The sequence below is a fragment of the Erwinia sp. 009765445 genome, from assembly GCF_058137865.1.
Window position 1 is genome coordinate 1 of sequence record NZ_JBYUWC010000030.1, and the last position, 26011, is coordinate 26011.

Sequence of the window (26011 nt, forward strand, 5' to 3'; positions counted from 1 at the left end):
CACGGGAATATATACGCAGGAAGTTATCGCAACCGTAAGAGAGAAAAGACGTCTGGATATATAGGGTCAAATCCAGCTGGAAACACCCATTTTCTGCGACTCGCTTTTACTTCCTTATCAAAAACGATATCCCTTCTTTGCTCTAACAAACATTTTACAGCATCACAGATGGGAAGCTCATGGTTCGTCCTGTTCTTGGTATCAAAGAAAAAAATTTTTCTGTTAGTTAAATCTACATAGCTCGCAGTCTTTGCTTCTTCAACTGATAGCTCATCTCTCCAGCATAGAGAAGCCGTTTCTTCCTTTCTCGCTCCCAGTAACACCGTTAGCAGTAGATAATCGCAACCAAGGCGGTTAAAGCTTCTCTTGTTGTTCAGTGCATCCAGAAACTTACCCAATGTATCTTTTGCTGAAAGCGGATTTCTCACACCTTTTGACTGATAGCTTTCTTCCAGTTCAGAGCGACTACGATATTTCTTTTGCACTCTGAGCACAGTGAATGGGTTGTAAGTGAGAACAGGCAGTCGTTGCTGGCTTTGTGCATTCATCGCCTCTACATCGATAGAATGTTGAACTGCCACATTTGCCCATCTAAAAGTCTGCTCGGCCGTCGTTCTGGTTTTTGAGGCTATCTCATCAAACTTCTTAAGTATGATGCTTCCTGTGAGGTCACGGACCCTATACCTCTCCCAATCTTTAAGCTTTTGTTCCGCTTTATCCAATACCCGGATTGAATTAGGTTTTGCTGGTTTGCTTCGTCCAAGAAGATGCTTTCGGTATTGGGCAAAAATCTCACTTAGGGTCAGTTCAGCGCTATCAGCCTCTCGCTTAACTGCATTTGGATTTCTTTTAGTGGATTTCATCGATTGTGCATAGGTTCTCGCAACCTCACGAGCCTGATCAATCGAAGCGAAATCCGATACATTACCTATTGTCGCTCTAATGACCTGCGAAGGTGACTTTCCTTCTGAAGGACTTCTGTCTCCTCCCGAAACTCTTCTCTGGATGATATAGGTCTTCTTTGTGGCACTGATCTTAACACCAAAGCCAACGGGTGAATCACGATGGCTGTCAGTGATAAGATACGGCTTACCAGAAATGTTAGGCACATACACAACTCGTCCGTCTGAATCTAACTCAGGTTTGGTTACTATAGATAACTTATTGATAATTATTGATTGATTCAGAGTCATCTTCACTGTTGTTGCCTCATGTATACCAGAAGAGCCATGTTGTATTCTCGATAGTAGCTAGAATACATCTGGCATACAAATTTTCGGATTTAGATGGATTTATCAGGGTTTCAAATGGGGCCACTTGAGTACTTCTAAAGCCATAAAAATGAGTAAATTCAATATGAAAGAGTCTGTAGACAAGGACTTTTCCACCCATACTCCGATGATGCAGCAGTACCTTCGTCTGAAGTCGGAGCACCCGGAAATCCTGTTGTTCTATCGTATGGGGGATTTCTACGAGCTGTTTTATGACGATGCGAAGCGCGCCTCCCAACTGCTGGAAATCTCGCTGACCAAACGCGGTGCCTCAGCGGGTGAGCCGATCCCGATGGCCGGTGTGCCTTATCACGCGGTGGAGAACTATCTTGCCAAGCTGGTGCAGTTAGGGGAATCGGTGGCGATCTGTGAACAGATTGGCGATCCGGCGCTCAGCAAAGGCCCGGTAGAGCGTAAAGTCGTCCGTATCGTCACCCCCGGCACCATCAGTGATGAAGCCCTGTTGCAGGAGCGCCAGGATAACCTGCTGGCGGCTATCTGGCAGGGTGCGCGCGGCTTTGGCTATGCCACGCTGGATATCAGTTCCGGCCGCTTCCGGCTGGCTGAACCTGGCGACCTGGATACCATGGCGGCAGAGCTGCAGCGCACTAATCCGGCGGAGCTGCTCTATTCTGAAGACCTGGCGGCGATGTCGCTGATTGAAAACCGCCGTGGGCTGCGTCGTCGTCCGCTGTGGGAATTTGAAGTGGATACCGCCCGCCAGCAGCTGAATCTGCAATTTGGTACCCGCGATCTCAGCGGCTTTGGCGTGGAGCAGGCCCAACTGGCGCTGCGTGCGGCAGGCTGCCTGCTGCAGTATGTCAAAGATACGCAGCGCACTTCCCTGCCGCATATCCGTTCGCTGACCATGGAGCGCCAGCAGGACGGCATCATTATGGATGCCGCCACCCGCCGTAATCTGGAGATCACCCAGAATCTGGCCGGGGGTATTGAAAACACCCTCGCCTCGGTGCTGGATAAAACCGTCACGCCGATGGGCAGCCGTATGCTCAAGCGCTGGCTGCATATGCCCGTGCGTGATGCAGCAACCATTGTAAACCGTCAACAGAGCATCGGCTCGCTGCAGGATTTCTCAGCCGAAATCAGCCCCCTGCTGCGTCAGGTCGGCGATCTGGAACGTATCCTGGCAAGGCTGGCATTGCGCACTGCCCGGCCACGTGACCTGGCGAGAATGCGCCACGCTTTCCAGCAGTTGCCACAGCTGGATGCCTTGCTGGTGGATAACACCACGCCGCACCTGCAAACGCTGCGTCAGCAGATGGGCCAGTTCGAAGAACTGCGCGAGTTGCTGGAACGGGCAATTGTCGAAACGCCTCCAGTGCTGGTGCGTGACGGCGGCGTGATTGCGCCCGGCTACAACGAAGAGCTGGACGAGTGGCGCGCGCTGGCCGATGGCGCAACGGATTACCTTGACCGTCTGGAGATCCGCGAGCGTGAAAAGCTGGGGCTTGATACGCTGAAGGTCGGCTTCAATGCGATACATGGCTATTACATTCAGGTCAGCCGGGGGCAAAGCCATCAGGTGCCAATCCACTACGTCCGCCGTCAGACGCTGAAAAATGCCGAACGCTACATCATTCCGGAGCTGAAAGAGTACGAAGACAAAGTGCTTACCTCGAAGGGCAAAGCGCTGGCGCTGGAAAAGGCGATGTATGAAGAGCTGTTCGATCTGCTGCTGCCCCATCTGGAAGCCCTGCAACTCAGCGCGGCATCGCTGGCCGAACTGGACGTACTGTCGAATCTGGCAGAGCGTGCGTGGACGCTGAACTACAACTGCCCGACCCTGAGCGACAAACCGGGCATTAAGCTGACCGGCGGCCGCCATCCGGTGGTTGAACAGGTGCTGAAAGAGCCGTTTATCGCCAACCCGCTGTCGCTGTCTCCGCAGCGGCGGATGCTGGTGATCACCGGGCCGAACATGGGCGGTAAAAGTACCTATATGCGTCAGGCCGCACTGATTACGCTGATGGCTTATATCGGCAGCTATGTGCCGGCGGATGAAGCGGTGATTGGTCCGGTGGATCGCATCTTTACCCGCGTTGGCGCAGCGGACGATCTGGCTTCCGGCCGCTCAACCTTTATGGTGGAGATGACCGAAACCGCCAATATTCTGCATAACGCCACCGAATACAGCCTGGTGCTGATGGATGAAATTGGCCGTGGAACCTCAACTTATGACGGCCTGTCGCTGGCCTGGGCCTGCGCGGAGAGCCTGGCGAACCGCATCAAAGCGATGACGCTGTTTGCCACCCACTACTTCGAGCTGACCACCCTGCCGGAGAAAATGGAAGGCGTGGCGAACGTGCATCTGGATGCAATTGAGCACGGCGACACCATCGCCTTTATGCACAGCGTGCAGGAAGGCGCAGCCAGCAAGAGTTACGGTCTGGCCGTCGCGGCGCTGGCTGGCGTGCCGAAAGAGGTGATCAGGCGGGCACGACAGAAGCTGAAAGAGCTGGAAACCGTCTCGGGCAACGCCGCGGCCACCAAAGCGGATGGGCCACAGCTGCCCCTGCTGGCAGAAGATACGTCGCCAGCCGTTGAAGCTCTGGAAGCGCTGGATCCTGATTCTCTCTCACCGCGTCAGGCGCTGGAGTGGATTTACCGCCTCAAGTCGCTGGTCTGACCGTAAACCGTTGCTTAACCAGGCCTGCGCTCATCACGCAGGCCGCTTTCCCGTTGATGGAACCATTCTCCCCGGCCAGCCACGTAATGACTGAGATAAAGCGTTCAGTCCGGTTGCGCTGTCGGTCACCATTGCCGACCAGCGTGCGACCGTTTTATCCGTGTCTGTTAACCTGGTCCAGTGGAGATTGTCATGAATATGAGAGTGAATCCCGGTGGGATAATGAATCAAGCAGCGAGCCAGAGCGCCCAGTTCGCCTCACGCTTTGGCGTCAGGCAGGATGGGAAAAGCAATGAAAGCGGAACCAGTGCTGCTGCCGCTAAGTCCGGCGTGCTGCAGTACGGCGGCGCGGCCGGTACCACCAGCGAAAAAACGTCGACCTCTTCGCTGAGTTCCGATTACAAATCCGTGATCGACTCACTGATTAAACAAGGTCAGGACGAACTTAAAAAGCTGAAGGATCAATTACAAGCTTCCTCCTCTGACAGCAGCACGTCAGACGGCACGTCTACCACGTCAGGCAGCAACGGCAGCAGCACCCTGTCCCAGCTGCAGATGCTGCTCGACAGCATCACTAAGCTGATAAAGCAGAGCCAGGAGAGTCAGCAGTCCTCCGGTAACAGCAGCTCAACGGATTCTCAGCTTAGCAATGCCCTGTCGCAGCTGAAAGATCTTCTGGGAGCGCTCGGCACTTCTGCCGCCTCCGGCACGGCGGATATCGCAGGAAGCGGAGCCACCACCGGCGATACCACCGCCAGCGGCCAGCCGATGCCAAAGGATGAGAAGGACACCAGCGTGCCGCCCTCCAGCGATACGCTGTTCAAAAATATGGATGGCGACAGCCGTACTGCCGATCAGATCATCAATGACAACCCGGTGCTGAAGAATCTGGGCAACCAGAAAGACATCAAGCAGGACGAGCTGAAAAAGCAGTTTGGTGACTGGACGTCGAACAACCCGGATGAAAAAAGCCGCGCGCTGGCTGCCAAAAATATGTCCTACTTCCTTAATAACGTTAAGGCACTGGATAACCGTGAAGGCGGAGACCGTGGTGATATCTCCACCAATGGAAAAATCGAAGGACTGACCAAAGACGGCGATGCCCGTCACGGCACTGAAGCCGCCATTGTGAAAGACGTTGCCGAACAGGGGCTGGACAAGATGTTCCCGAAAGACGGCAGGCTGACCCAGACCAGCGATGAGATGGTTAATCTGAACGGCACGAATAAAAGCGGCTTCCAGGGGATCTGTCTTAAGCTGGGCAGAGCGCTGGCCTTTATTCCGGGCCTGAGCAACGTGCTGACCGGCATGGGTAAATCAGAAAGTACTAATCCGTGGGAAGTGATTAAGGGCGGGATTGTCGGCGGCGTGAAGACGGCGTTTGATGCTCTGAAAGGCGTGGCGGAAGGTCTGATAAAGGGCAAACTCAGCCCGGTGCAGATGCTGATGAGCGCGTACAAAGGCGCGGTGATGGACACCTATGCCATGCAGGACGTGAAGTCCGACGCCAAGGACAAGATCAAGGATATCGTCTGATCGACAGGCAATAAAAAAGCGGTGGTTTGATAACCACCGCTTTTTTTGCATTCACATCAGTAGCGCATTATTACTCGCGGAACAATGCTTCAATATTCAGTCCCTGAGCCTGCAGAATTTCACGCAGACGACGAAGACCTTCAACCTGAATCTGGCGGACACGTTCACGGGTCAGGCCAATTTCGCGACCCACATCTTCCAGTGTGGCCGCTTCATAGCCTAACAGGCCGAAACGACGCGCCAGTACTTCACGCTGTTTGGCGTTCAGTTCGAACAGCCATTTGACGATGCTCTGCTTCATGTCATCGTCCTGAGTGGTATCTTCCGGACCGTTGTCTTTCTCATCGGCCAGAATATCCAGCAGCGCTTTCTCAGAATCACCGCCTAATGGCGTGTCTACAGATGTAATGCGTTCGTTGAGGCGCAGCATCCGGCTGACGTCATCAACAGGTTTATCCAGCTGCTCGGCAATCTCTTCGGCACTTGGCTCATGATCCAGCTTGTGGGCCAGTTCACGCGCGGTGCGCAGATAGACGTTCAGCTCTTTTACAATATGGATTGGCAGACGAATTGTCCGGGTCTGGTTCATGATTGCCCGTTCAATGGTCTGTCGGATCCACCAGGTAGCGTAAGTTGAGAAGCGGAACCCTCTTTCCGGGTCAAATTTTTCAACGGCACGAATCAACCCGAGGTTACCTTCCTCAATCAGATCCAGCAAAGCCAGACCACGATTGCTGTAACGACGAGCAATTTTCACTACCAGGCGCAGGTTACTTTCAATCATGCGGCGGCGAGAAGGGACATCCCCCCTTAAAGCCCGACGAGCAAAGAAGACCTCTTCCTCAGCCGTAAGAAGCGGAGAATAACCAATCTCTCCCAGGTAGAGCTGCGTCGCATCCAGGACACGTTGTGTTGCGCCCTGGGATAACAGCTCTTCCTCAGCTATGTCGTTATCAGCAGGTTCGTTTCCGACAAGAGCCTTCTCATCAAAAACTTCAGCTCCGTTCTCGTCGAATTCCGCATCTTCCTGTAACTCATTGACTTTTAGCGTATTCTGGCTCATAAGCGGCTCCTACCCGTGATTACGGGGCAGAACAGCAAGGTTCTGCCGGTTTATCGCTGCGGCAAATAACGCAACGGGTTTACGGATTTCCCCTTGTAACGAATTTCAAAATGCAATCTAACCGAACTGGTACCGGTACTGCCCATGGTCGCAATCTTCTGACCCGCTTTAACTTCCTGCTGCTCGCGGACCAGCATTGTATCGTTATGGGCATATGCACTCAGGTAATCATCATTATGTTTGATGATTATCAGATTACCGTAACCGCGCAGAGCATTACCGGCATACACAACGCGCCCTGCGGCGGTTGAGACGACGGGTTGTCCTCGCGATCCCGCGATATCGATACCTTTGTTGCCCCCTTCGGAAGCAGAGAAGTTATCAATGATCTTACCGTCGGTAGGCCAACGCCAACTTCCCACTGGGGTAGTGCTGTTGGTTGTGCTGCTGACGGTCGGAGCGGTAACCGGCGCTGTTGTCGTTGCAACAGTATTTGTGCCGGATGAAGGTAACATTTTACCCTCACTTGGTTCACCTGAATCCTCAGAATACGTAATAACTGGCTGTTGTGCAACCGTTGCGCCTTTAATCGTTCCAGTAGTTGTCTTAGCCACCACGCCACCAGCCTGATCGTCCGCTGCCGTGATAGCATTGCCACCGGTTAAAGTTTGACCGGAGCTGTTACTAACCTGCAACTGCTGGCCCACGTTAAGGCTGTACGGCGCAGGCACGTTATTTCGCTGAGCTAAATCGCGGAAATCATTGCCGGTAATCCACGCAATATAGAACAAAGTATCGCCGCGTTTGACGGTATAAGTCTGTCCGCTGTAGCTTCCTTTAGGAATATTCCCATACGAGCGATTGTAAACTATATGTCCATTTTGGGTTACAACGTTGCTGTTTTCAGCGCTGGCCGCTGGAGCTGTTACCGGAGAGTTAATGGTGCCGGGCTGGTTAGCTTCGATAGAGCGGGGAGGATTGATCAGACCGCCGCTGCCGTTACCGGCATTGCTGCTGGCACCGGAATTGTTCAGCATGCCTGAATTGCCGGAACTGCTGCTCATGCCGGAGCCATTGCCGCCGCCAACGGAGCTGATAGGGGCTTGTGTGTTATCGCTGGAACAGCCAGCCAACCAAAAACCGACAAGTGAAACGGCCGCAATACGGCGCAATTTAAATCCTGGGCTTCCCGTGCTCATTTATATCCCCCGTTACGGCAAAACAGTGTCAACTGCCGGATGCTCATGGCCCAAAGCCCGGTACCGGCAGTAATAAAATCTAAATTTATGAGATAGTAACAATATCGCTGTCCGCGTGCCAATTCGCAGATGTATACAATTGCGTACGGCTGTCAGGCCAGATCGCCCTTCACCAGCGGCACAAAGCGGACCTGTTCGATGGTCTCAACCACAAACTCTCCCGCTTTGCGGGTAATCCGCTTCAGCTGCTGCAGTTCTTCTCCCACCGGCAATACCAGGATCCCGCCTTCATCCAGCTGGGACATCAGTTCAACCGGGATTTCCGGCGGAGCAGCCGTGACGATAATCGCATCAAAAGGCCCGCGGGCTGGCCAGCCCTGCCAGCCATCGCCATGGCGGGTGGAGACGTTGTGCAGATCGAGCTGCTTCAGGCGGCGCTTGGCCTGCCACTGTAATCCTTTGATCCGCTCAACAGAATAGACGTGTTCCACGAGGTGAGCCAGGATGGCGGTCTGATAGCCCGAACCGGTGCCGATCTCTAGCACTCTGGAAATGGGCGTTAACCCCAGCAGCGAGGTCATTTTTGCCACCATATAGGGTTGCGAAATGGTCTGGCCGGAGCCGATGGGCAGCGCCGTGTTCTCCCAGGCTTTATGCTCAAACGCTTCGTCGACAAAACGCTCCCGCGGCACATCCTCAATCGCTTTCAGCAGCCGCTCGTCGTCAATGCCCTGCTGGCGCAGCTGCGCCAGAAGCGTATCAATGCGCCGGATCACCATTCGCGGCTGACCTCCGCGTTCTCCAGCCAGCAAGCCACCACGTCCTGCGCTCCGTGGGCGGTTAAGTCCACATGCAGCGCGGTGACCGAGACATACCCTTCATCGACGGCGGCAAAATCAGTGCCCTGCCCCGAATCAAATTTCTCGCCCGGAGGTCCAATCCAGTACATCGTATTGCCCCGGGGATCCTTCTGCGGGATCACCTGATCGCTTGGATGGCGGCTGCCGCAGCGGGTCACGCGGATACCTTTGATTTCAGAAAGCGGCAAATCGGGAACATTGATATTAAGAATGCGCCCGGTACGAAGCGGCTCACGCAGCAGCGCCCGCAAAATTGAGCAGGTCACCGCGGCGGCAGTATCATAATGCTGATGACCATCCAGAGAGACGGCCAGCGCGGGTAACCCGAGGTGACGCCCTTCCATCGCGGCCGCTACTGTCCCGGAGTAAATCACGTCATCGCCCAGGTTTGGCCCGGCATTGATACCGGAGACCACGATATCCGGTTTCGGATGCATCAGGGAGTTCACCCCGAGATAGACACAATCGGTCGGTGTCCCCATCTGCACGGCGATATCGCCATTGGGATAGCTGAAGGTGCGAAGGGGCGTTTCCAGCGTCAGTGAGTTAGATGCGCCGCTTCGATTGCGATCGGGAGCCACGACCTGCACCTCAGCAAATTCGCGCAACGCCTCAGCCAGCACCTGAATGCCCGGCGCATGAATGCCGTCATCGTTACTCAGCAATATTCGCATCTAATCTTCAACCTCTTGATTTAAATCGGATATCCATCATAACACGCCCTGGTTGTTCCTGCTGCCCGACTTGGAAGCTCGCGGCAACAAGGCAAAACAGAGGTATTCCACAGGTCGACAGAGGGCATTCTATCGCGTGGCGGCGATCAGTGGTAGAAGCAAGAAGTGAGAGCGTGCCTCCGGCCGTACCGGAGGCGGAAAACATTACCCGAGGAGCTTACCAAGCATGCCGGACAGCACGTCCTGCTGCAACTCGCCATCAGGAGAAGCCTTATCGGTCAGCAGCGGCAGATATTTAGCCAGCAGGCTGGAAGCCTGCGAGAGATCGATGCCCAGCTTATTCGCAAGCTGGCCCACAGATTCGCTGCCCAACACCTGAGTCACCTTTTCACCACTCAGATGCAGGTTGTCGCCAGAACTGAGCCAGGATTTCACTACCTCGCCCACTTCACCCTGCTGTAATTTCGCCAGAATGGCCGCCAAACCGCCTTGTTGATCAACCCAACTTATCACCGAATTTATTTCATCAGCTTGCTGACCATCTCCGGTTAATACTTTCCCAACTAAATCACCTATAATTCCCATAATAATCTAAATGCCTTAACTTTTAATTTTTCGATGAATACAGATCACAATCAATGCGCCAACAACGGCAATGCCAAAACTGCGGAAATCAAAACCAGTAATGCTGCCCAGCCCCAGACGGGTACTGATAAAACCACCAATCAGCGCACCGACAATCCCCACAACCACCGTCATGATAAAACCTTCTTCCCCTTTGCCTGGCATGATCCATTTCGCCAAAATACCAGCAACAAAACCAAAAACAATCCACGAGAGAATACCCATTACCCTGCCTCTTTCTTTTTCATCCGACGTGTTGTTATACCGGCAGATAACAGCGCACGTAATATTTTAACATTAACCTTCTGTTCCGGCAGCGCACTGTAATGCAGGGGCAGAAAATAAAAAATAAATATTGTGACAACAAAGCAAATTTAAAATTTTATTCATGTTGTTGCACAGGAATTTATAACAAATAAAAAACATCCACCCTAAAAATGGATTCAGAGGACATCAAAACATGCCCCAGCAAGATCCTGCCCTCAGACAATGACGCGCCAGAAAAATACCACATCGGCTCATCATTGCCGTTCCATGTGATAATTGCTTAAATAAAGTTAAGCACTTTATGAGCACGGTCAGCGCCTTTCCTGGCGGTCAACATAGTCGGGAAAAAGTTTAGCGTTATTAGGATTAGCAATTTAACGCTGGTATGGTGCTTAAAAGCAGTCAGAGTGCATTCTTTCGCGTAGACGCAGTCAGTGGTAGTAGAAATAACCATTAATATCAAAATGTTAATAAATATTGTGTGGCAGTGCTGAATATAAAACGAATACTCTGTCAGGTAATAACGTTAAAAGGCTATCTGGTACATGATACCCTGAAACATTCAGCCGCTTCTCACGATAAAGCCTGACTGGGCAGAATTGTCGACCTGAAGGCTTTGAGCCAGGATTTTACTTAGAATATGTTTAAAAGCCTCATTATTATTATCCTTCCGCCAAATAAAATATAAGACATTGTGCAACAAATGAGCGGGGTCCAATGGTCGATAAACAACATTATCCAGTCTAAATGTGGCAGCGCTTTGTGGTACCAGAGCTATACCAAAGTTAACATTAACCAGAGAAAGAATATTCACTGTACTGCTTTCATAAAGCACAAAATTAGGTTTAACATCCGCTGTATAAAAGGCCTCTTTCAATAAATTATAAAAAGGCTTCCAGGACGCTGAATACATGATAAAAGATTGATTATCAAGATCCTCCAGCTTTATCACAGCTTGTGATGCTAATGCATGATTCTTAGGTATTGCAACAATAAATGGTTCATTAATACAAATACGGCTATCTATATTAGCTCGTGTTGGAACAATTCTTGAAATACCTAAATCATTTTGCTGCATATAAACAGATTCTATCAGCTCATAAGTCGACAATTGATGCAAAGATATTTTTATGAAAGGATATTCCTTTTTAAGCATAGCGAGGATTTTAGGTAGAAATTGATAAAAAGCATTAGCCACAAATCCCAATGAGACCGATCCTTCTTCACCATTAGCCATCTTATTGGTGAATTGTTCAACCTGATGTATATGTTCCAGTAATTTTCTGGCTTCCCGATAAAATGCTTTTCCAGCCGAGGTTAAGGAAACAGAACGTGTACTTCGGTCGATAAGTTTTACATTCAGTTGGAATTCAAGTAACTGGATTTGTCTCGTTAACGGCGGCTGACTCATATTAAGCGATATAGCTGCCCGTCGAAAATTCAATTCCGTAGCTACTGCAACAAAACAGCGTAGTTGATTTACATTAAGCATGATTTATTCCATACAGAATCCCTACCTGGACACATCAAGTCAAACTAGGTCAAAGCATTTTTTTTTGCAATCTTGCTCGATGGGAGTGTGATTTTGGTCAAAATAAATTGCTATGTTACAGAGTTGGTATCAATGCTTCAGACGCATTTTTTAACAACTAATGCATTGATATAATTAACCAAAATAACAAATACATTTAAAAATAGTGACACTAATCACATTAAAAAAAATTTTTCATTCCATTTAAAGTATCAATTATGACAACAAGTAAATTAGACAGGCTGGCAGCACCTAATCATGCTGGATGAAATACTGAAATTAAATTTCTTGTTAACATCCTTAACTGTAATAAATTTCTGCCAAGGAGTCCTTAATGCCAATTATTAATCGGGTCGAAGTCATTGAATTTAGCTATGATGTGAAAGATATGGGCGCCGCTTTCAAAAATGCGCATAATCACGTCGGCTACGTAAAAGGATCAACCCTTAGTTTGTCAAAATATGCACTGGTGGTTGACTGTGATGACGGATCACGCGGTGAATACGTGGCGCTTTGGGGGGCCACCAAACCGGCTTTGGCACAAACATTGATGCTCGCCAGTGACTTGCCGGGGCGTGACTCAGATAAGCGGGAAGCGTTTTATACACAATGGAACCGTCGTCTTTGTCATATGGATCATATGGGACAAGGTCCGGTGGATATCGTGTTGTGGGATCTTGCCGGCAAACAATGCGGAAAATCTATTTCACGTATGGTTGGGCAATATCGCAATAAACTGCCTGCCTATGCCAGCACCTATCATGGCGATGAGGGCATGTTTGATAGCGTTGAAGCGTTTACTGATTTTGCCGCAGCATGTTATGACATGGGCTATCGCGCATTTAAACATCACGGCTGGTTTGACGGCGACCCACAGCGCGAAGCGTCTTTAATTAGAGCGTTAGGTAATACTGTCGGCGATAAAATGAAGTTGATGTATGATGCCGCCTCTGATCTTAAAACATTTGCCGATGCTTTATATGTTGGACATGCCTGTGATGATGCCAACTTTTTCTGGTATGAAGATCCTTATCGGGATAACTCAATCTCCGCATTTTCTCATAAAAAACTAAGAAGTTTACTTAAAACACCTTTGCTTATTACCGAGCATGTCAGGGGGCTGGAAGCCAAATGCGATTTTATCCTGGCGGGCGGGACGGATTTTGTTCGCGTCGATCCCGAATATGACATGGGGATTACCGGTGCGCTGAAAACCGCACATATGGCCGAAGCACTGGGATTGGATGTGGAAATTCACGCGCCTGGCCCCGCACATCGTCAGTTAATGGCCTCTATTCGCAATACTAATTTTTATGAATTAGCCGAAGTGGGACCAAAATTAAAAAATATTTTACCTCCCTGTTATGCATGTGGTTATCAAGACGAACTGGACTCTATTGACAGCCAGGGGCAAGTGACCGTACCCGATGGTCCAGGATTAGGTGTTATTTATAACTGGGACTGGCTTAACAGCCATGCCACTAAACGACATATATTCGAAAAATAGCCGTTTTATGTTCACGGATAATTCGATCACTTCCCATCAGATAAATATCAGCTGAGCGTGAAGCTCAGTTTTTAAGAGAGTTTTTATGAATAGCGCATATTTTTCAGGTGTGAATGCGGCGGTACTCACGGCATTCAACAAAGATTTGTCGGTTAATTATGAAAAAACGGTAGAGCATGGTCATTGGTTGCTGAATAATGGCTGTAATGGATTGGCTGTTTTAGGTACAACCAGTGAAGCAAATTCCCTGAGTCTTAACGAAAGAGAGATGCTGCTGGAAAAAATGGTTAATGGAAACATCCCTGCTGAAAAAATGCTACCCGGCACCAGTACGTGTGATATTCCCAGCACCGTAAAATTAACCCGCCATGCAGAGCGAATGGGGTGCCGAGGGGTACTGCTATTACCGCCATTCTATTACAAGTCACCTTCTGTACAAGGATTGTTTGACTATTATAGTGAAGTTATTGAACGTGCGGGTGGTAAAATAAAAATCTATTTATATCATTTCCCTCAGCAGTCCGCTATTCCAATCACACTTGAACTGATTAAACTTCTGCTGGATAAATACCCTAATAAGATAAAAGGTATTAAAGACAGTAGTGGTGACTTCCAGAACACCAAAGCTTATATAGATAATTTTTCCCAATATGGATTTGAAGTTTATTCCGGTGCTGATGCCAGTTTCCAGGAGGTGCTAAAAATTGGCGCGGCGGGCTGTATAACAGCAACAACAAACCTTGTTTCGTCTTTAGCTGCAAAAATTTACCAGCATTATAACGACAAGCAAGGTAGTAACGCGCAAGATAAATTAACCGAAATGAGAAAAATTGTAGCAACAGGCGATACCATTCCGACAGTAAAAACACTGCTTAGCGCAATAATGAACGACAGCACATGGGAAACGGTTCGCCCTCCTCTCTGTTCACTGTCTCCTTCTATTAAGACACAAGTTCTTGCGTCTTATGCAGAGTTTATTAGCTTATAGTGGGGGCATCGATATGGATATTACAATGAAAAAAACCAATATAAGATACACCATGTTAATATTCATTGGAACAGCAATGCTGGTGAATTTTATTGACCGGGCAACACTTTCTGTTGCAGCCCCCTTAATGAGCAAAGCTCTGGGATTCGATGCCGCGGCCATGGGATGGGCCTTTTCTGCATTTGGCTGGGCTTATATGATATTTCAGATACCCGGCGGTATGTTGCTGGATAAATATGGTTCAAGGTTAGTCTACGGCATTGCTGTAATTGCATGGTCGATATTCACTTTTATGCAAGGGATGGTTTATTTATTTCCTTCTGCTTTTTTAATGTTATTTATATTACGTTTTGCCATGGGAATGGCCGAAGCGCCGGGGACACCGGCCAGTAGTCGTTTAACTGTTCAATGGTTCCCTGACCATGAGCGGGGATTTGCTACTTCTATCTATCAAACCATGCCTTATGTCGCCCTGGGCATTTTCACCCCTGTTTTGACTTATTTTATTCATCGTTACAGCTGGCATTATGCCTTCTACACATCCGGTATTCTTGGAACCGTCTTTGGTATTATTTGGCTGACTTATGTCCGTGATCCACTGCAGCATAATAAAATCAACCAGGCTGAAATAGAATTCATAAAAAATGGTGGCGGCATACCGACATTAGGTTCAGAAACAAAAATAAGAAAACAGAAAATAACCTGGTCTCAGGTCAAAGACATGTGTTGCAACAGAATGATGATTGGCGTTTATATTGGTCAGTTCAGTCTAACATCTATCACCTGGTTTTTCTTCACATGGTTTCCCACCTATCTTTACCAGGCCAAAGGAATGTCGATAATCAAGGTGGGACTTGTTGCCGCTATTCCCGCACTGGCAGGATTTGTTGGTGGTATTGTCGGGGGAGTACTCTCTGATTATTTACTCCGTCGGGGTTTTAGCCTGACCTTTTCACGAAAACTCCCTATCATATTAGGTATGTTATTATCCTGTACCATTATTACTGCAAATTATACTCAATCTAATGTAATCGTGGTATTGGTGATGAGTATCGCTTTTTTTTCAAAGGGATTTAGTAATCTTGGGTGGTGTGTATTAAGTGACACCTCCCCGAAAGAAGTGATCGGTCTGTCTGGGGGGATATTCAACACTTTCGGCAATGTCGCGGCTATTTTAACGCCGCTGATTATAGGTTTTATACTGAAGGCAACGCACTCTTTTGATTTAGCTATATTATACGTTGGATCTATGGGGATGATTGGTGCCGCATCCTATATTTTTATCGTCGGACCACTTACCCGACAACAATTAGAATCAATGCCAATTACCAGCGTTACGGAGAAGAAACTGTATAACTAACCATATAAATAAAATATCAACCCTGTATTACTACAATGATTTTAAAGAGGTATTCAGCATGTCAAAAATAATATTTTATCAGATGCGTGATAATTATTTTAAGGTTTGAATTATGACAACCAGAGTATTCCATTAAAAGGTAGAACAAACGAGTACTTCATACTCATTACGTTAACCTTTTATGGTCCTCCAATAACAACAAGCCACCAGGCGCATGGAGATCCACATGCCGATATCGTTAAAGGCGCTCGCCGCCAGTTCAGATTCAAAAGCAGCAGCCAGGACACACGTCCGTTATTACGTGCTCGCACTGATCCTGCTGGTGACCGCTATCAATCTTGGAGACCGTGCTAATCTTTCTATCGCCGGGGAAGGTCTGTCCCATGATCTGGGTTTAGATTCGGTAACCATGGGCTATCTTTTTTCTGCCTTTGCGTGGGCCTATGTGCTGGGTCAGTTGCCAGGCGGCTGGTTTCTGGATCGCTTCAATTCGGTTAAAGTCTATGGTACTGCCCTGTTTATATGGTCATTTCTCACTTTCCTCCAGGGTACGGTCGCCTGGCTACCGCAGGGAATGATCGTCGCAACGCTGTTCGCGCTACGTTTCCTCGTCGGACTGGTCGAAGCCCCCATCTATCCGGCTAATAACTATATTGTCGCGGCCTGGTTTCCACTCACCGAGCGCGGGATGGCCACCGCTATATTCTCTTCCGCACAGTATGTGGCCATGATCGTGTTCGTTCCACTCATGGGCGTTATCAGTCATGTCCTTAGCTGGCACTATGTCTTCTGGTTTATGGGATCGGCTGGCATGTTGCTGGCGTTATTCTGGTTTTGGCAAATGCGTAGCCCGGACAGCCATCACCGGGTCAACAAAGAGGAACTGGACTATCTGAGAAAAAACGGCGCGCTTATTGATATCGAAGGAGCCAAACACCGCTCATCCCCGCCCAAACTGTCTGCCATCGGCATCCTGTTTAAAAGCCGGATGATGCTGGGGATCTACATCGGGCAGTACTGTATCACTGCGTTGCAATATTTTTTCATCACCTGGTTTCCTATTTATCTGGTGAAAGGACGGGGAATGAACATTATGGAGGTCGGATTTATCGCCGCACTCCCCGCGGTATGTGGTTTTATCGGCAGCATTCTGTGTGGCGTTCTCTCAGACCAATTGATGAAACGCTGGGGCTCGGTGACCCTTGCCCGTAAAACCCCTTTTATCATCGGCATGGCTTTAGCAACCGGGCTGGTTTTCTGCAACTTCACCCATTCGATCTACATCATCGTGGCGTTAATGTGTCTGGCGCTATTAGGCAAAGGTCTGGCTCAAATTGGCCTGGCGGTGGTTGTGGATACCTCCCCTCCCTCCATCGTCGGGATGGCCACCGGTATATTCGGGATTGCCGGTAACATTTCCGGGATAACCACGCCCATTGTCATTGGTTACACCATTCATGCTACGGGGTCGTTCGAGCTCGCGCTGTATTTTGTCGGCGCTCACGCACTGATCGCCATGTTGAGCTATCTGTTTATTGTCGGGCGTGTGCAGCGTCTGGATATGACTGAAAATTTTCCAGCAGGAGTCGAAATCAAATGATGTCAGCTAACAACCCCAAACGCTTTACGCTTTGTAGCCTTGAACGCTTTTCACTCGCGCTACTGATGCGCGCGGGAGTTCCAGAGGAGCGTGCACTCCCCATGACTCAGCGCATGCTGGACGCTGATCTGCTCGGTCACAGCACCCACGGTTTGTGGTTTATGAGCGCCTATCTGGAACGTATCGCCGCAGGACAAATTTCTCCACAGGCTGCATTACAGATCATCCATGACCAGCCCAATGCCCTCGCATGGCATGCCCACCGCTCCCCCGGCGCATGGGTAATGCAAATGGCGACTGAAGAACTTTTGCGCCGGGTCGGTTCTCATGGCGTGGTCAGCGCCACGATTGCCGACTGCTCACACATTGGCTGCCTGCAAGCCTACCTGCTGCCACTGGTTGAAAAAAACCTGTTAGTAACGCTTTGCGCCACCAATCCGGGTGTACGCTCTGTCGCACCTTTTGGCGGTAGCGATCCTGTTTTAACGACCAATCCGGTCGCCTGGGGAATACCCACGCGGGGCGCGCCGCTTCTGATCGATCAATGTACCTCGGTAGCCAGTAATACGTTCTTCAAAAGTTTCGCCGCTAAAAAGCATATGTTGCCGGAAGCCTGGTTACTCGACAGCGCCGGGCAGCCAACCCATGATCCGGCGGTGCTGCAACATACGCCGCCTGGCAGTATTCTTCCGCTCGGTGGTTTGCAGCATGGTTATAAGGGGTTTGGTCTGGGTCTGATGGTTGAAGCTTTCAGTCTGGCGCTGGGCGGCAGTGGCCGACGCCAGGAGCCTGATATGTATGGCCAGGGGGTGTTTATTCAGGTGATCGACCCAGACTGCTTTGCAGGACGTGAGGCTTTTCTGAATGAAATGGATTATTTAATCACCAGTTGTAAAGCCAGCCGACTGCGCCCTGATTCAAAGGAAATTCGCCTGCCTGGCGAGCGGGCGCTTGCTGAACGCGAGCAACAGCGGGTTCAGGGCATCGCATTGAGCGAGGAGGTGCTGTCACGGCTACAACCCTGGACAGAACATTTCGATCTCCCTTTCCCGGAAGCACTACCGCACTGAAGTCAGGCCGGTGTTATCTGCGGCTATTCATCATGATGGATAGCCGGTTATTCCTCGATCCCGATCTCATCCTGAGGATGCAAGATTTCCCGTATCACACTGGTGGCGTAACTGCCCGCTGGTAACCAGAAGTTAAGCTCAATGGTGACGTTATCCTGCCATTCCCAGCGAAAATCACGCGGGATAACTAACATCGCACGTCGGGCGGCCGCAACCTTTTTACGTTCCAGCAGGCCAGTCAGTCCGGTTTCATCCGCCAGGCTTTGTTGTTCAAATGCCAATGCCTTGCCTTGTGTTCCCCAGTCGCCGCTGCCGGGAAGCGGAGCGGTGACCCGCAGTTCATTGTTGAGCACCCGCGTCTGTAATACAGCCAACTCCGCCTCTTCAGCGGCAAACCAGCTACCGCGACCGGTAAGCTGGAGCGCATCTCCTGCCAGCACTGAAGACAGCGATCCCTGTTGCGCCAGACGGTCACTTACTACCTGGTTGAACAGCGCACTGCGGGCAGCGGAAAGCAGGAAGCTACGTTTATTACGCTCGCGCACGCGAATTTCATCCGCCGCCCAGCGCCGGACCTGCAACAGGTTATTGCCGTTATGACCGAAGCGCTGAACGCCGAAATAATTTGGCACACCCGTCGCCGCGATCTGCTGCAGGCGTTGTTCCACCGCATCACGATCGGAGATCTGGCGCAGGATAAGCGTGAAAGCATTGCCCTGCAACGCACCGGTGCGCAGTTTGCGGCGATGGCGGGCGCTCTCCAGAATCTCGCAGCCCTCCAGTTGAAATGCGGACAGGTCCGGTGTCTCTTTGCCCGGAATGCGCAGGCAGAACCACTGTTCGGTGACCGCATGGCGATCTTTCATTCCGGCAAAGCTGACATCACGCGGATGGATACCGGCAAATTTTGCCAGCGCTTCGGCCACAAACCGGGTGTTGCAGCCGTTTTTACGGATGCGTACCAGCAGTTGTTCGCCGTCGCCGTCTGGCCGGTAGCCAAGATCTTCAATAACGATAAAATCTTCCGGGTTTGCCTTCACCACGCCGGTGGCAGTGGGCTGCCCGTGCAGCCAGCTCAGATCGGCCAGTCCCATTACTTTTCCGCCTTAAACAGCAGCGCCACTGCTTCGCAGGCGATGCCTTCGCCGCGCCCGGTGAAGCCCAGCTTTTCGGTGGTGGTGGCTTTGACGTTGACCTCGTCCATATGGATCCCCAGGTCTTCCGCGATGTTAATGCGCATCTGCGGAGCGTGTGGCAACATTTTCGGAGCCTGAGCAATGATGGTCACGTCGACGTTGCCCACGCGGTAGCCTTTCTTTTCAATCTGCAGCAGTGCTTCACGCAGCAGCATGCGGCTGTCCGCCCCTTTCCACGCGTCGTCAGTGTCCGGGAACAGTTTACCGATATCGCCCAGCGCTGCCGCACCCAGCAGCGCATCGGTCAGCGCATGCAGCGCCACGTCGCCGTCGGAATGGGCCAGCAGGCCTTTTTCATAAGGAATTCGCACGCCACCAATAATCAGCGGGCCTTCGCCGCCAAAGGCATGAACATCAAAACCGTGGCCGATACGCATTATGCGCTCTCCTTATTATGTAGTTGAGTCAGGTAAAACGCCGCCAGCGCCAGATCTTCCGGCCGCGTCACCTTGATATTGTCGCTGCGACCGGCCACCAGTTCCGGATGGTAGCCGCAGTGTTCAAGGGCAGAGGCCTCATCGGTAATTGTAGCCCCCTCCTGCAACGCCCGGTGCAGGCAGTCGCGCAGCAGCACCAGCGGAAACAGCTGCGGAGTCAGCGCGTGCCACAGCGCCTCGCGGTCTACCGTATGCGCGATGGCCTGTTTGCCAGGCTCGGCGCGCTTCATCGTGTCGCGGACCGGCGCGGCGAGGATCCCGCCCACGCGACTGGTAGCGGTGATCGCCAGCAAGCGCGTTAAGTCATCAGGGTGCAGGCAAGGACGGGCAGCATCATGCACCAGCACCCAGTGCGCGGCAGTAGCGGCCTGCAGGCCAGCCAGCACGGAATCGGCCCGCTCTTTGCCGCCTTTCACCACCGTAATACGGGGATCGGCCGCAATGGGCAGTGCAGCAAACCAGGGATCGGCAGGGCTGATGGCGACAATAATGCGGCTGATGGCCGGATGGGCCAGCAGGCTGTCGAGCGAGTGTTCCAGAATGGTTTTACCATTAATGGCGAGATACTGCTTGGGGCACCCGGACTGCATCCGGCTGCCAATTCCCGCGGCGGGCACCACGGCAATAATGTCCGGTATACCAGTTTTGTTCATCAATTATCGTTGCTGAATATTCGGATTACCCTGCTGCGCGTTTCGTTTGTTCTGATCCGGCACAAGGCGATAGAAGGTCTCACCGGGTTTGATCATCCCCAGCTCGTTGCGTGCGCGTTCCTCAATTGCCTCAGAACCGCCGTTAAGGTCGTCGATTTCTGCAAACAGCTGATCGTTTCGCGCTTTTAGCTTGGCGTTACTGGCCTGTTGCACCGCAACATCGTCATTAACGCGCGTATAATCATGTAAGCCGTTCTTGCCCAGCCAGAGCGAATATTGCAGCCAGCAAAGTAAAGCAAGTAACAGCAGCGTCAGTTTTCCCATCCCCGCCCCCTGAAAAACGGCTCAATCATCCCATAACTTTCCATCCGACTCCACTTTACCGGCGAAATAGCCACAGATTGGCGAATCGGTGAACAATCTCCAGACCTCAGAGCGGATCTCAGGCAAAATTTTGTAACCGCAGTGGGGATTCAGACATCAGATTTTGCCGCACGGGCGGCCGTATTTTGACAACCAGCCGCTTACCATCCACTTAAAAGGGTGAATAACAGCCAGAAAATAGTGACCACCACCACCGCAGTGAGCAGCAGCGTCCAGATCAGATGACCGCGTAACAGCACGCTGACCGCGATACCGATCAGCACCGAGACAGGCAGCAGCGCCAAAAAGAAAGGCCACGTATAGAGGAAGAAAAACAGCGTGTTGGAGCCGTACAGAATGAACGGGATCGCCAGGGCGAACCAGTAGGAGGCAAAGCCGACTACCCCACCGGGGAACGACCAGGAAATCTCTTCCTGGTCGCGATCTTCTTTGCGGGCCAGCATGGGCGTAACGTTATGCATAAGTATCCTGTTGACGCGAAATACGGCCCGCTCTGAGGCGTTTTGCCGTGGCTATCTCAGGAGTTGATAATATCGCGCTCGCGCAGCAGATCTAACACTTGAACCAGCAATTTTGTTACCAATTGTTCCCCATTAAGGTGAATTTCTGGCTCCACCGGCGCTTCATAAACCGAGTCGATGCCGGTGAAATTGCGCAGCTCTCCGGCACGGGCTTTCTTGTATAACCCTTTCGGATCACGTTGCTCACAAATAGCCAGCGGGGTATCAACAAAGACCTCGATAAAGCGCCCTTCTCCCAACATATCCCGCACCATCTGGCGCTCGGCACGGTGTGGCGAGATAAATGCGCTCAGCACCACCAGACCGGCATCGACCATCAGTTTGGCAACCTCGCCGACCCGGCGGATGTTCTCTTTACGGTCTTCATCGCTGAAGCCCAGGTCGCGGCACAGCCCGTGACGCACATTGTCACCATCCAGCAGGTAGGTGCTGACGCCTAGCTGATGCAACGCCTGTTCCAGTGCGCCGGCAACGGTGGATTTGCCCGAGCCTGACAGCCCGGTAAACCACAGCAGTACGCCCTGATGACCGTGCTGCTGCTCGCGATCCGCACGCGTTACCGCGTGCGAATGCCAGACAACATTTTCATCGTGTGAGGCAGCCATATTACTTACCGCCTGACAGATCGCGTGCACCCCAGTGTGGGAAGTGGCGACACACCAGCGCGTTCAGTTCCAGCTCAAACGCGCTGAAGTTACCGCTGTCCTGCACCACGTCTTCCTGCGGCTCACGGATCATCCCCGCGCCGACGGTGACGTTGCTCAGGCGATCGATAAAGATCATCCCGCCGGTAACCGGGTTCTGCTGGTATTTGTCCAGCATCATCGGCTCGTCAAAAGTCAGGTCAACCAGGCCAATACCGTTCAGCGGCAGGCTTTCCACCGTGCGTTGCGTCAGGCTGTTGATCTCCACCTGATACTGAATATTCTCCACACGGGCGCGGGCTTTCTTCCCGGCAATTTTGATGTCGAAGCTCTGACCCGGCGACAACGGCTGTTCCGCCATCCAGACCACGTCGACGCTGGCGGCCTGAACCGGCTTCAGCTGGGCACCGGCTTCCACCAGCAGATCGCCACGGCTGATATCAATTTCATCTTTCAACACCAGCGTGATCGCTTCACCGGCCTGCGCTTCCTGCAGATCGCCGTCGAAGGTCACAATGCGGGCAATGGATGACTCCACGCCGGACGGCAGTACTTTCACCCGCTGTCCGACATGTACCGATCCGGAAGCCAGCGTCCCGGCATAACCCCGGAAATCCAGGTTAGGACGGTTTACATACTGCACCGGGAAGCGCATCGGCTGCTGCTCTACCATGCGCTTCACTTCCACGGTTTCCAGCACGTCCAGCAGGGTCGGGCCGCTGTACCAGCTCATTGCTTCACTTGGGTTGGCAACGTTTTCGCCTTCCAGCGCGGAAAGCGGCACAAAGCGGATATCCAGATCGGTGGGCAGCTGATTGGCGAAATCGAGATAGTCCTGCTTAATCTGCTCAAAACGCGCTTCGCTGTATTCCACCAGATCCATCTTGTTCACCGCGACAACCAGGTGCTTGATGCCCAGCAGCGTGGAGATAAAGCTGTGACGGCGGGTCTGATCCAGCACGCCTTTACGGGCATCGATCAGCAGGATGGCCAGGTCGCAGGTAGAAGCGCCGGTCGCCATGTTACGGGTGTACTGCTCGTGTCCCGGCGTGTCGGCAATGATGAACTTGCGCTTCTCGGTGGAGAAGTAACGATAGGCCACATCAATGGTGATGCCCTGCTCGCGCTCGGCCTGCAGGCCATCCACCAGCAGCGCCAGGTCCAGCTTCTCGCCCTGGGTGCCGTGACGTTTGCTGTCGTTATGCAGCGAAGAGAGCTGATCTTCATAAATCTGGCGCGTGTCGTGCAGCAGGCGGCCAATCAGCGTGCTCTTGCCATCGTCGACGCTTCCGCAGGTGAGAAAACGCAGCAGACTTTTGTGTTGCTGAGCGTGCAGCCAGGCTTCCACGCCGCCCTGGTCGGCAATTTGTTGTGCAATGACGGTATTCATAACTGGCTCCTCAGAAATAACCCTGGCGTTTTTTCAGCTCCATCGAGCCGGACTGATCGCGGTCAATCACGCGGCCCTGACGTTCACTGGTGGTGGAAACCAGCATCTCTTCAATGATCTCCGGCAGCGTCTGCGCCTCAGAATCCACCGCGCCGGTCAGCGGCCAGCAGCCAAGGGTACGGAAACGCACCATACGCTGCCTGATCTCTTCTCCAGGTTGTAAATTAATCCGATCGTCATCGATCATCATCAGCATGCCATCACGCTCCAGAACCGGGCGCGGTGCAGCCAGATACAGCGGAACGATGTCGATGTTTTCCAGGAAGATGTACTGCCAGATATCCAGCTCGGTCCAGTTGGAGAGCGGGAACACGCGAATGCTTTCGCCCTTATTGATCTGGCCGTTGTAGTTGTGCCACAGCTCAGGACGCTGGTTTTTCGGGTCCCAGCGGTGGAAACGGTCGCGGAAGGAGTAGATACGCTCCTTGGCGCGGGACTTCTCTTCATCGCGCCGGGCTCCGCCGAACGCTGCATCAAAGCCATACTTGTTCAGCGCCTGCTTGAGGCCTTCGGTTTTCATGATGTCAGTGTGCTTGGCGCTGCCGTGGACGAACGGGTTGATGCCCATTGCCACGCCTTCCGGATTGCGGTGCACCAGCAGCTCAGCCCCGATCTCTTTCACTGTGCGGTCGCGGAACTCGTACATCTCTTTGAATTTCCAGCCGGTGTCCACATGCAGCAGCGGGAACGGCAGCGTGCCGGGATAGAACGCCTTACGCGCCAGGTGCAGCATCACTGAAGAGTCCTTCCCGATGGAGTACATCATTACCGGGTTGCCGAATTCTGCCGCCACTTCACGGATGATATGGATACTTTCCGCTTCCAGTTGACGCAGGTGGGTGAGTCGTTTTTGATCCATAACTTTTCCTCAAGCCAAATTCACAACGGCGGACTCACGTCCGGCCTGCTGCGCTGAATGTTGAAACCACGCCAGCTGCTGATGCAGGTTAACCACTTCCCCAATCACTAACAGGGCTGGCGTTGGCGCGCGTTGCGCGAGTGCTTCTAATTCTTCCAGTGTCCCGATCAACACCTGCTGATCCTGACGTGTTCCGCGACCAATTACCGCAACCGGCGTCTGAGCGTCGCGGCCATGGGCAATCAGTTGGGCGGAGATCTCTGCCGCTTTCACCGTGCCCATATAAATAGCCAGCGTCTGCCGGGCACGGGCCAGTGACGGCCAGTCCATACCTTCGCCATCGGCGCGGCAGTGACCGGTAATAAACAGCGCGCTTTGCGCATGGTCGCGGTGAGTTAAGGGGATCCCGGCATAGGCCGTTGCGCCTGCAGCCGCAGTCACGCCCGGCACCACCTGGAAGGGAATGCCTGCCTCCACCGCAGCCTGTAACTCTTCTCCACCGCGTCCAAAGATAAACGGATCGCCGCCCTTCAGGCGCACCACTCGTTTGCCCTTTAACGCCAGTTCGACCAACAGGCGGTTCGTCTCTTCCTGCGGCACGGTATGGGCATTGGCACGTTTACCGACGCAGATGCGATCGGCATCGCGGCGTACCAAATCAAGGATTTCGTCGCTGACCAGATGGTCATACAGCACCACATCGGCCTGCTGCATCACCTGCAGACCGCGCAGCGTCAGCAGTCCGGCATCGCCAGGGCCGGCACCGACCAGGATGATTTCGCCCTGGCTGGCTTCCGGATCTGACAGCTGCTGGTCCAGCGTCTGTTTCGCGCCGGAAACATTGCCGGAAGCGACCTGGCTGGCAAACAGGCCGTTAAAGGCGGTTTCCCAGAAGCGACGGCGTTCGGACATTTTGTCGAAACGTTGTTTAACCTTGTCCCGCCACTGACCGGCAATTTCCGCCATCTGTCCGAGATTTCCCGGCAGCAGCGCTTCCAGCTTTTCGCGCAGCAGTCGGGCCAGAACCGGTGCGGTACCGCTGGAAGAGATAGCCACCACCAGTGGAGAACGATCGACAATCGACGGGAAGATAAAGGAGCACTTCGGCTGGTCATCCACCACGTTGACTAACAGGCGGCGCTCGCTGGCATCGCTGAACACCCGGCCATTCAGCTCGCTGTCATCAGTAGCGGCAATCACCAGATACGCCCTGTCCAGCTGGCTGCTCTGGTATTCCTGCGCGAACCACTCAACGGAGCCGCTGCTTTCAAGCCGCGACAGTTCTGCGCAAAGTTCCCGGGCCACAATCAACACGTGGGCACCCGCGCGGCGCAGAAGGTCAATTTTGCGCGCAGCGACATCACCGCCGCCAACGATCAGCACCGGTTTGTTTCGGATGTCTGCAAAAATCGGGAGATAGTCCACGTCTGCCTGGTCGCTAATAACAAAAAGTTAACGAGACTATACGGCCCGGGCTTGAGGGTTATGAAATTACTAATTGGAATGAGTAGTTACTGAATGGAATAACGCCCTGGCAAAGCTAAGGACAAAATGTGCTTAACGGATGATATTGCGGCCATTTCAGAGAGATTGAAATTGTGCAATGGCGGTCACACTTTCATACTGGTGCAGCAAAAATATTTCGCAGGCTCGTCACAGGATGACGACTA

The 26011-nt window shown here is 52.0% G+C and carries 23 protein-coding genes and 1 pseudogene; 7 read left to right on the plus strand and 17 right to left on the minus strand.

The window, feature by feature from the left end; genetic code table 11:
• Positions 1 to 74: 74 nt before the first annotated feature.
• Positions 75 to 1199, minus strand: a pseudogene (locus AC3Y5R_RS22825) (integrase); the annotation flags it as partial.
• A 157-nt stretch (positions 1200 to 1356) separates the two neighbouring features.
• Here AC3Y5R_RS22825 and mutS point away from each other — a divergent pair.
• The gene (mutS, locus tag AC3Y5R_RS22830) at positions 1357 to 3918 is read left to right on the plus strand and encodes a DNA mismatch repair protein MutS (protein ID WP_489923265.1); all 2562 of its coding nucleotides are present in this window, start codon (positions 1357 to 1359) and stop codon (positions 3916 to 3918) included.
• A 222-nt stretch (positions 3919 to 4140) separates the two neighbouring features.
• A complete protein-coding gene (locus AC3Y5R_RS22835; protein ID WP_489923235.1) occupies positions 4141 to 5454 on the plus strand; it encodes a hypothetical protein in 1314 nt (437 codons plus the stop codon).
• Positions 5455 to 5524: 70 nt separating this feature from the next.
• Here AC3Y5R_RS22835 and rpoS read toward each other — a convergent pair whose 3' ends face one another.
• From rpoS to AC3Y5R_RS22870, 7 genes are all read right to left on the minus strand, one after another.
• On the minus strand, positions 5525 to 6517 hold the full coding sequence (gene rpoS / locus AC3Y5R_RS22840; protein ID WP_489923236.1) for an RNA polymerase sigma factor RpoS: 993 nt from the start codon (positions 6515 to 6517) through the stop codon (positions 5525 to 5527).
• Between the two features lie 50 nt (positions 6518 to 6567).
• Positions 6568 to 7716 (minus strand): murein hydrolase activator NlpD, encoded by a 1149-nt coding sequence (gene nlpD, locus AC3Y5R_RS22845; RefSeq protein WP_489923237.1) that lies wholly within the window; start codon positions 7714 to 7716, stop codon positions 6568 to 6570.
• A gap of 152 nt (positions 7717 to 7868) precedes the next feature.
• Positions 7869 to 8495, minus strand: coding sequence for a protein-L-isoaspartate(D-aspartate) O-methyltransferase (locus AC3Y5R_RS22850; RefSeq protein WP_158784066.1), 627 nt, complete (start codon positions 8493 to 8495; stop codon positions 7869 to 7871).
• On the minus strand, positions 8489 to 9250 hold the full coding sequence (surE, locus tag AC3Y5R_RS22855; RefSeq protein WP_489923238.1) for a 5'/3'-nucleotidase SurE: 762 nt from the start codon (positions 9248 to 9250) through the stop codon (positions 8489 to 8491). The genes AC3Y5R_RS22850 and surE overlap by 7 nt, the downstream gene beginning before the upstream one ends.
• Before the next feature lie 204 nt (positions 9251 to 9454).
• Positions 9455 to 9835: a YidB family protein gene (locus AC3Y5R_RS22860; protein WP_489923239.1), complete on the minus strand. Its 381-nt coding sequence runs from the start codon at positions 9833 to 9835 to the stop codon at positions 9455 to 9457.
• A gap of 15 nt (positions 9836 to 9850) precedes the next feature.
• The gene (locus AC3Y5R_RS22865; RefSeq protein ID WP_489923240.1) at positions 9851 to 10099 is read right to left on the minus strand and encodes a GlsB/YeaQ/YmgE family stress response membrane protein; all 249 of its coding nucleotides are present in this window, start codon (positions 10097 to 10099) and stop codon (positions 9851 to 9853) included.
• Positions 10100 to 10703: 604 nt separating this feature from the next.
• Complete coding sequence (locus tag AC3Y5R_RS22870; RefSeq protein ID WP_489923241.1) at positions 10704 to 11633, minus strand: LysR family transcriptional regulator; 930 nt, start codon at positions 11631 to 11633, stop codon at positions 10704 to 10706.
• Positions 11634 to 12006: 373 nt separating this feature from the next.
• On the opposite strand from AC3Y5R_RS22870, the gene AC3Y5R_RS22875 reads away from it, so the two are divergent.
• From AC3Y5R_RS22875 to AC3Y5R_RS22895, 5 genes are all read left to right on the plus strand, one after another.
• Positions 12007 to 13179 carry an enolase C-terminal domain-like protein gene (locus AC3Y5R_RS22875; RefSeq protein WP_489923242.1) on the plus strand — a complete coding sequence of 391 codons (1173 nt, stop codon included), beginning with the start codon at positions 12007 to 12009 and terminating at the stop codon, positions 13177 to 13179.
• A gap of 85 nt (positions 13180 to 13264) precedes the next feature.
• On the plus strand, positions 13265 to 14167 hold the full coding sequence (locus AC3Y5R_RS22880; RefSeq protein WP_489923243.1) for a dihydrodipicolinate synthase family protein: 903 nt from the start codon (positions 13265 to 13267) through the stop codon (positions 14165 to 14167).
• Positions 14168 to 14180: 13 nt separating this feature from the next.
• Positions 14181 to 15527 carry an MFS transporter gene (locus tag AC3Y5R_RS22885; protein WP_489923244.1) on the plus strand — a complete coding sequence of 449 codons (1347 nt, stop codon included), beginning with the start codon at positions 14181 to 14183 and terminating at the stop codon, positions 15525 to 15527.
• Positions 15528 to 15753: 226 nt separating this feature from the next.
• Entirely contained in the window at positions 15754 to 17127 is a 1374-nt protein-coding gene (locus tag AC3Y5R_RS22890; RefSeq protein WP_489923245.1) for an MFS transporter, read from the plus strand.
• Positions 17124 to 18197 (plus strand): Ldh family oxidoreductase, encoded by a 1074-nt coding sequence (locus AC3Y5R_RS22895; RefSeq protein ID WP_489923246.1) that lies wholly within the window; start codon positions 17124 to 17126, stop codon positions 18195 to 18197. Before AC3Y5R_RS22890 ends, AC3Y5R_RS22895 begins: the two co-directional genes overlap by 4 nt.
• A gap of 47 nt (positions 18198 to 18244) precedes the next feature.
• Here AC3Y5R_RS22895 and truD read toward each other — a convergent pair whose 3' ends face one another.
• From truD to cysG, 9 genes are all read right to left on the minus strand, one after another.
• Positions 18245 to 19291: a tRNA pseudouridine(13) synthase TruD gene (gene truD, locus AC3Y5R_RS22900; RefSeq protein ID WP_489923247.1), complete on the minus strand. Its 1047-nt coding sequence runs from the start codon at positions 19289 to 19291 to the stop codon at positions 18245 to 18247.
• Positions 19291 to 19770, minus strand: a complete 480-nt coding sequence (gene ispF / locus AC3Y5R_RS22905) for a 2-C-methyl-D-erythritol 2,4-cyclodiphosphate synthase (RefSeq protein ID WP_489923248.1) — start codon at positions 19768 to 19770, stop codon at positions 19291 to 19293. Before ispF ends, truD begins: the two co-directional genes overlap by 1 nt.
• Positions 19770 to 20483 carry a 2-C-methyl-D-erythritol 4-phosphate cytidylyltransferase gene (gene ispD / locus AC3Y5R_RS22910; RefSeq protein WP_489923249.1) on the minus strand — a complete coding sequence of 238 codons (714 nt, stop codon included), beginning with the start codon at positions 20481 to 20483 and terminating at the stop codon, positions 19770 to 19772. The genes ispF and ispD overlap by 1 nt, the downstream gene beginning before the upstream one ends.
• Before the next feature lie 3 nt (positions 20484 to 20486).
• On the minus strand, positions 20487 to 20807 hold the full coding sequence (gene ftsB, locus AC3Y5R_RS22915; protein ID WP_158784061.1) for a cell division protein FtsB: 321 nt from the start codon (positions 20805 to 20807) through the stop codon (positions 20487 to 20489).
• Positions 20808 to 21007: 200 nt separating this feature from the next.
• The gene (locus tag AC3Y5R_RS22920; protein WP_489923250.1) at positions 21008 to 21328 is read right to left on the minus strand and encodes a DUF3561 family protein; all 321 of its coding nucleotides are present in this window, start codon (positions 21326 to 21328) and stop codon (positions 21008 to 21010) included.
• Between the two features lie 56 nt (positions 21329 to 21384).
• Positions 21385 to 21993 (minus strand): adenylyl-sulfate kinase, encoded by a 609-nt coding sequence (gene cysC / locus AC3Y5R_RS22925; RefSeq protein WP_489923251.1) that lies wholly within the window; start codon positions 21991 to 21993, stop codon positions 21385 to 21387.
• A 1-nt stretch (position 21994) separates the two neighbouring features.
• A complete protein-coding gene (gene cysN, locus AC3Y5R_RS22930; protein ID WP_489923252.1) occupies positions 21995 to 23422 on the minus strand; it encodes a sulfate adenylyltransferase subunit CysN in 1428 nt (475 codons plus the stop codon).
• A gap of 10 nt (positions 23423 to 23432) precedes the next feature.
• A complete protein-coding gene (gene cysD, locus AC3Y5R_RS22935; RefSeq protein ID WP_489923253.1) occupies positions 23433 to 24341 on the minus strand; it encodes a sulfate adenylyltransferase subunit CysD in 909 nt (302 codons plus the stop codon).
• A 9-nt stretch (positions 24342 to 24350) separates the two neighbouring features.
• Entirely contained in the window at positions 24351 to 25766 is a 1416-nt protein-coding gene (gene cysG / locus AC3Y5R_RS22940; RefSeq protein ID WP_489923254.1) for a siroheme synthase CysG, read from the minus strand.
• Positions 25767 to 26011 lie beyond the last annotated feature (245 nt).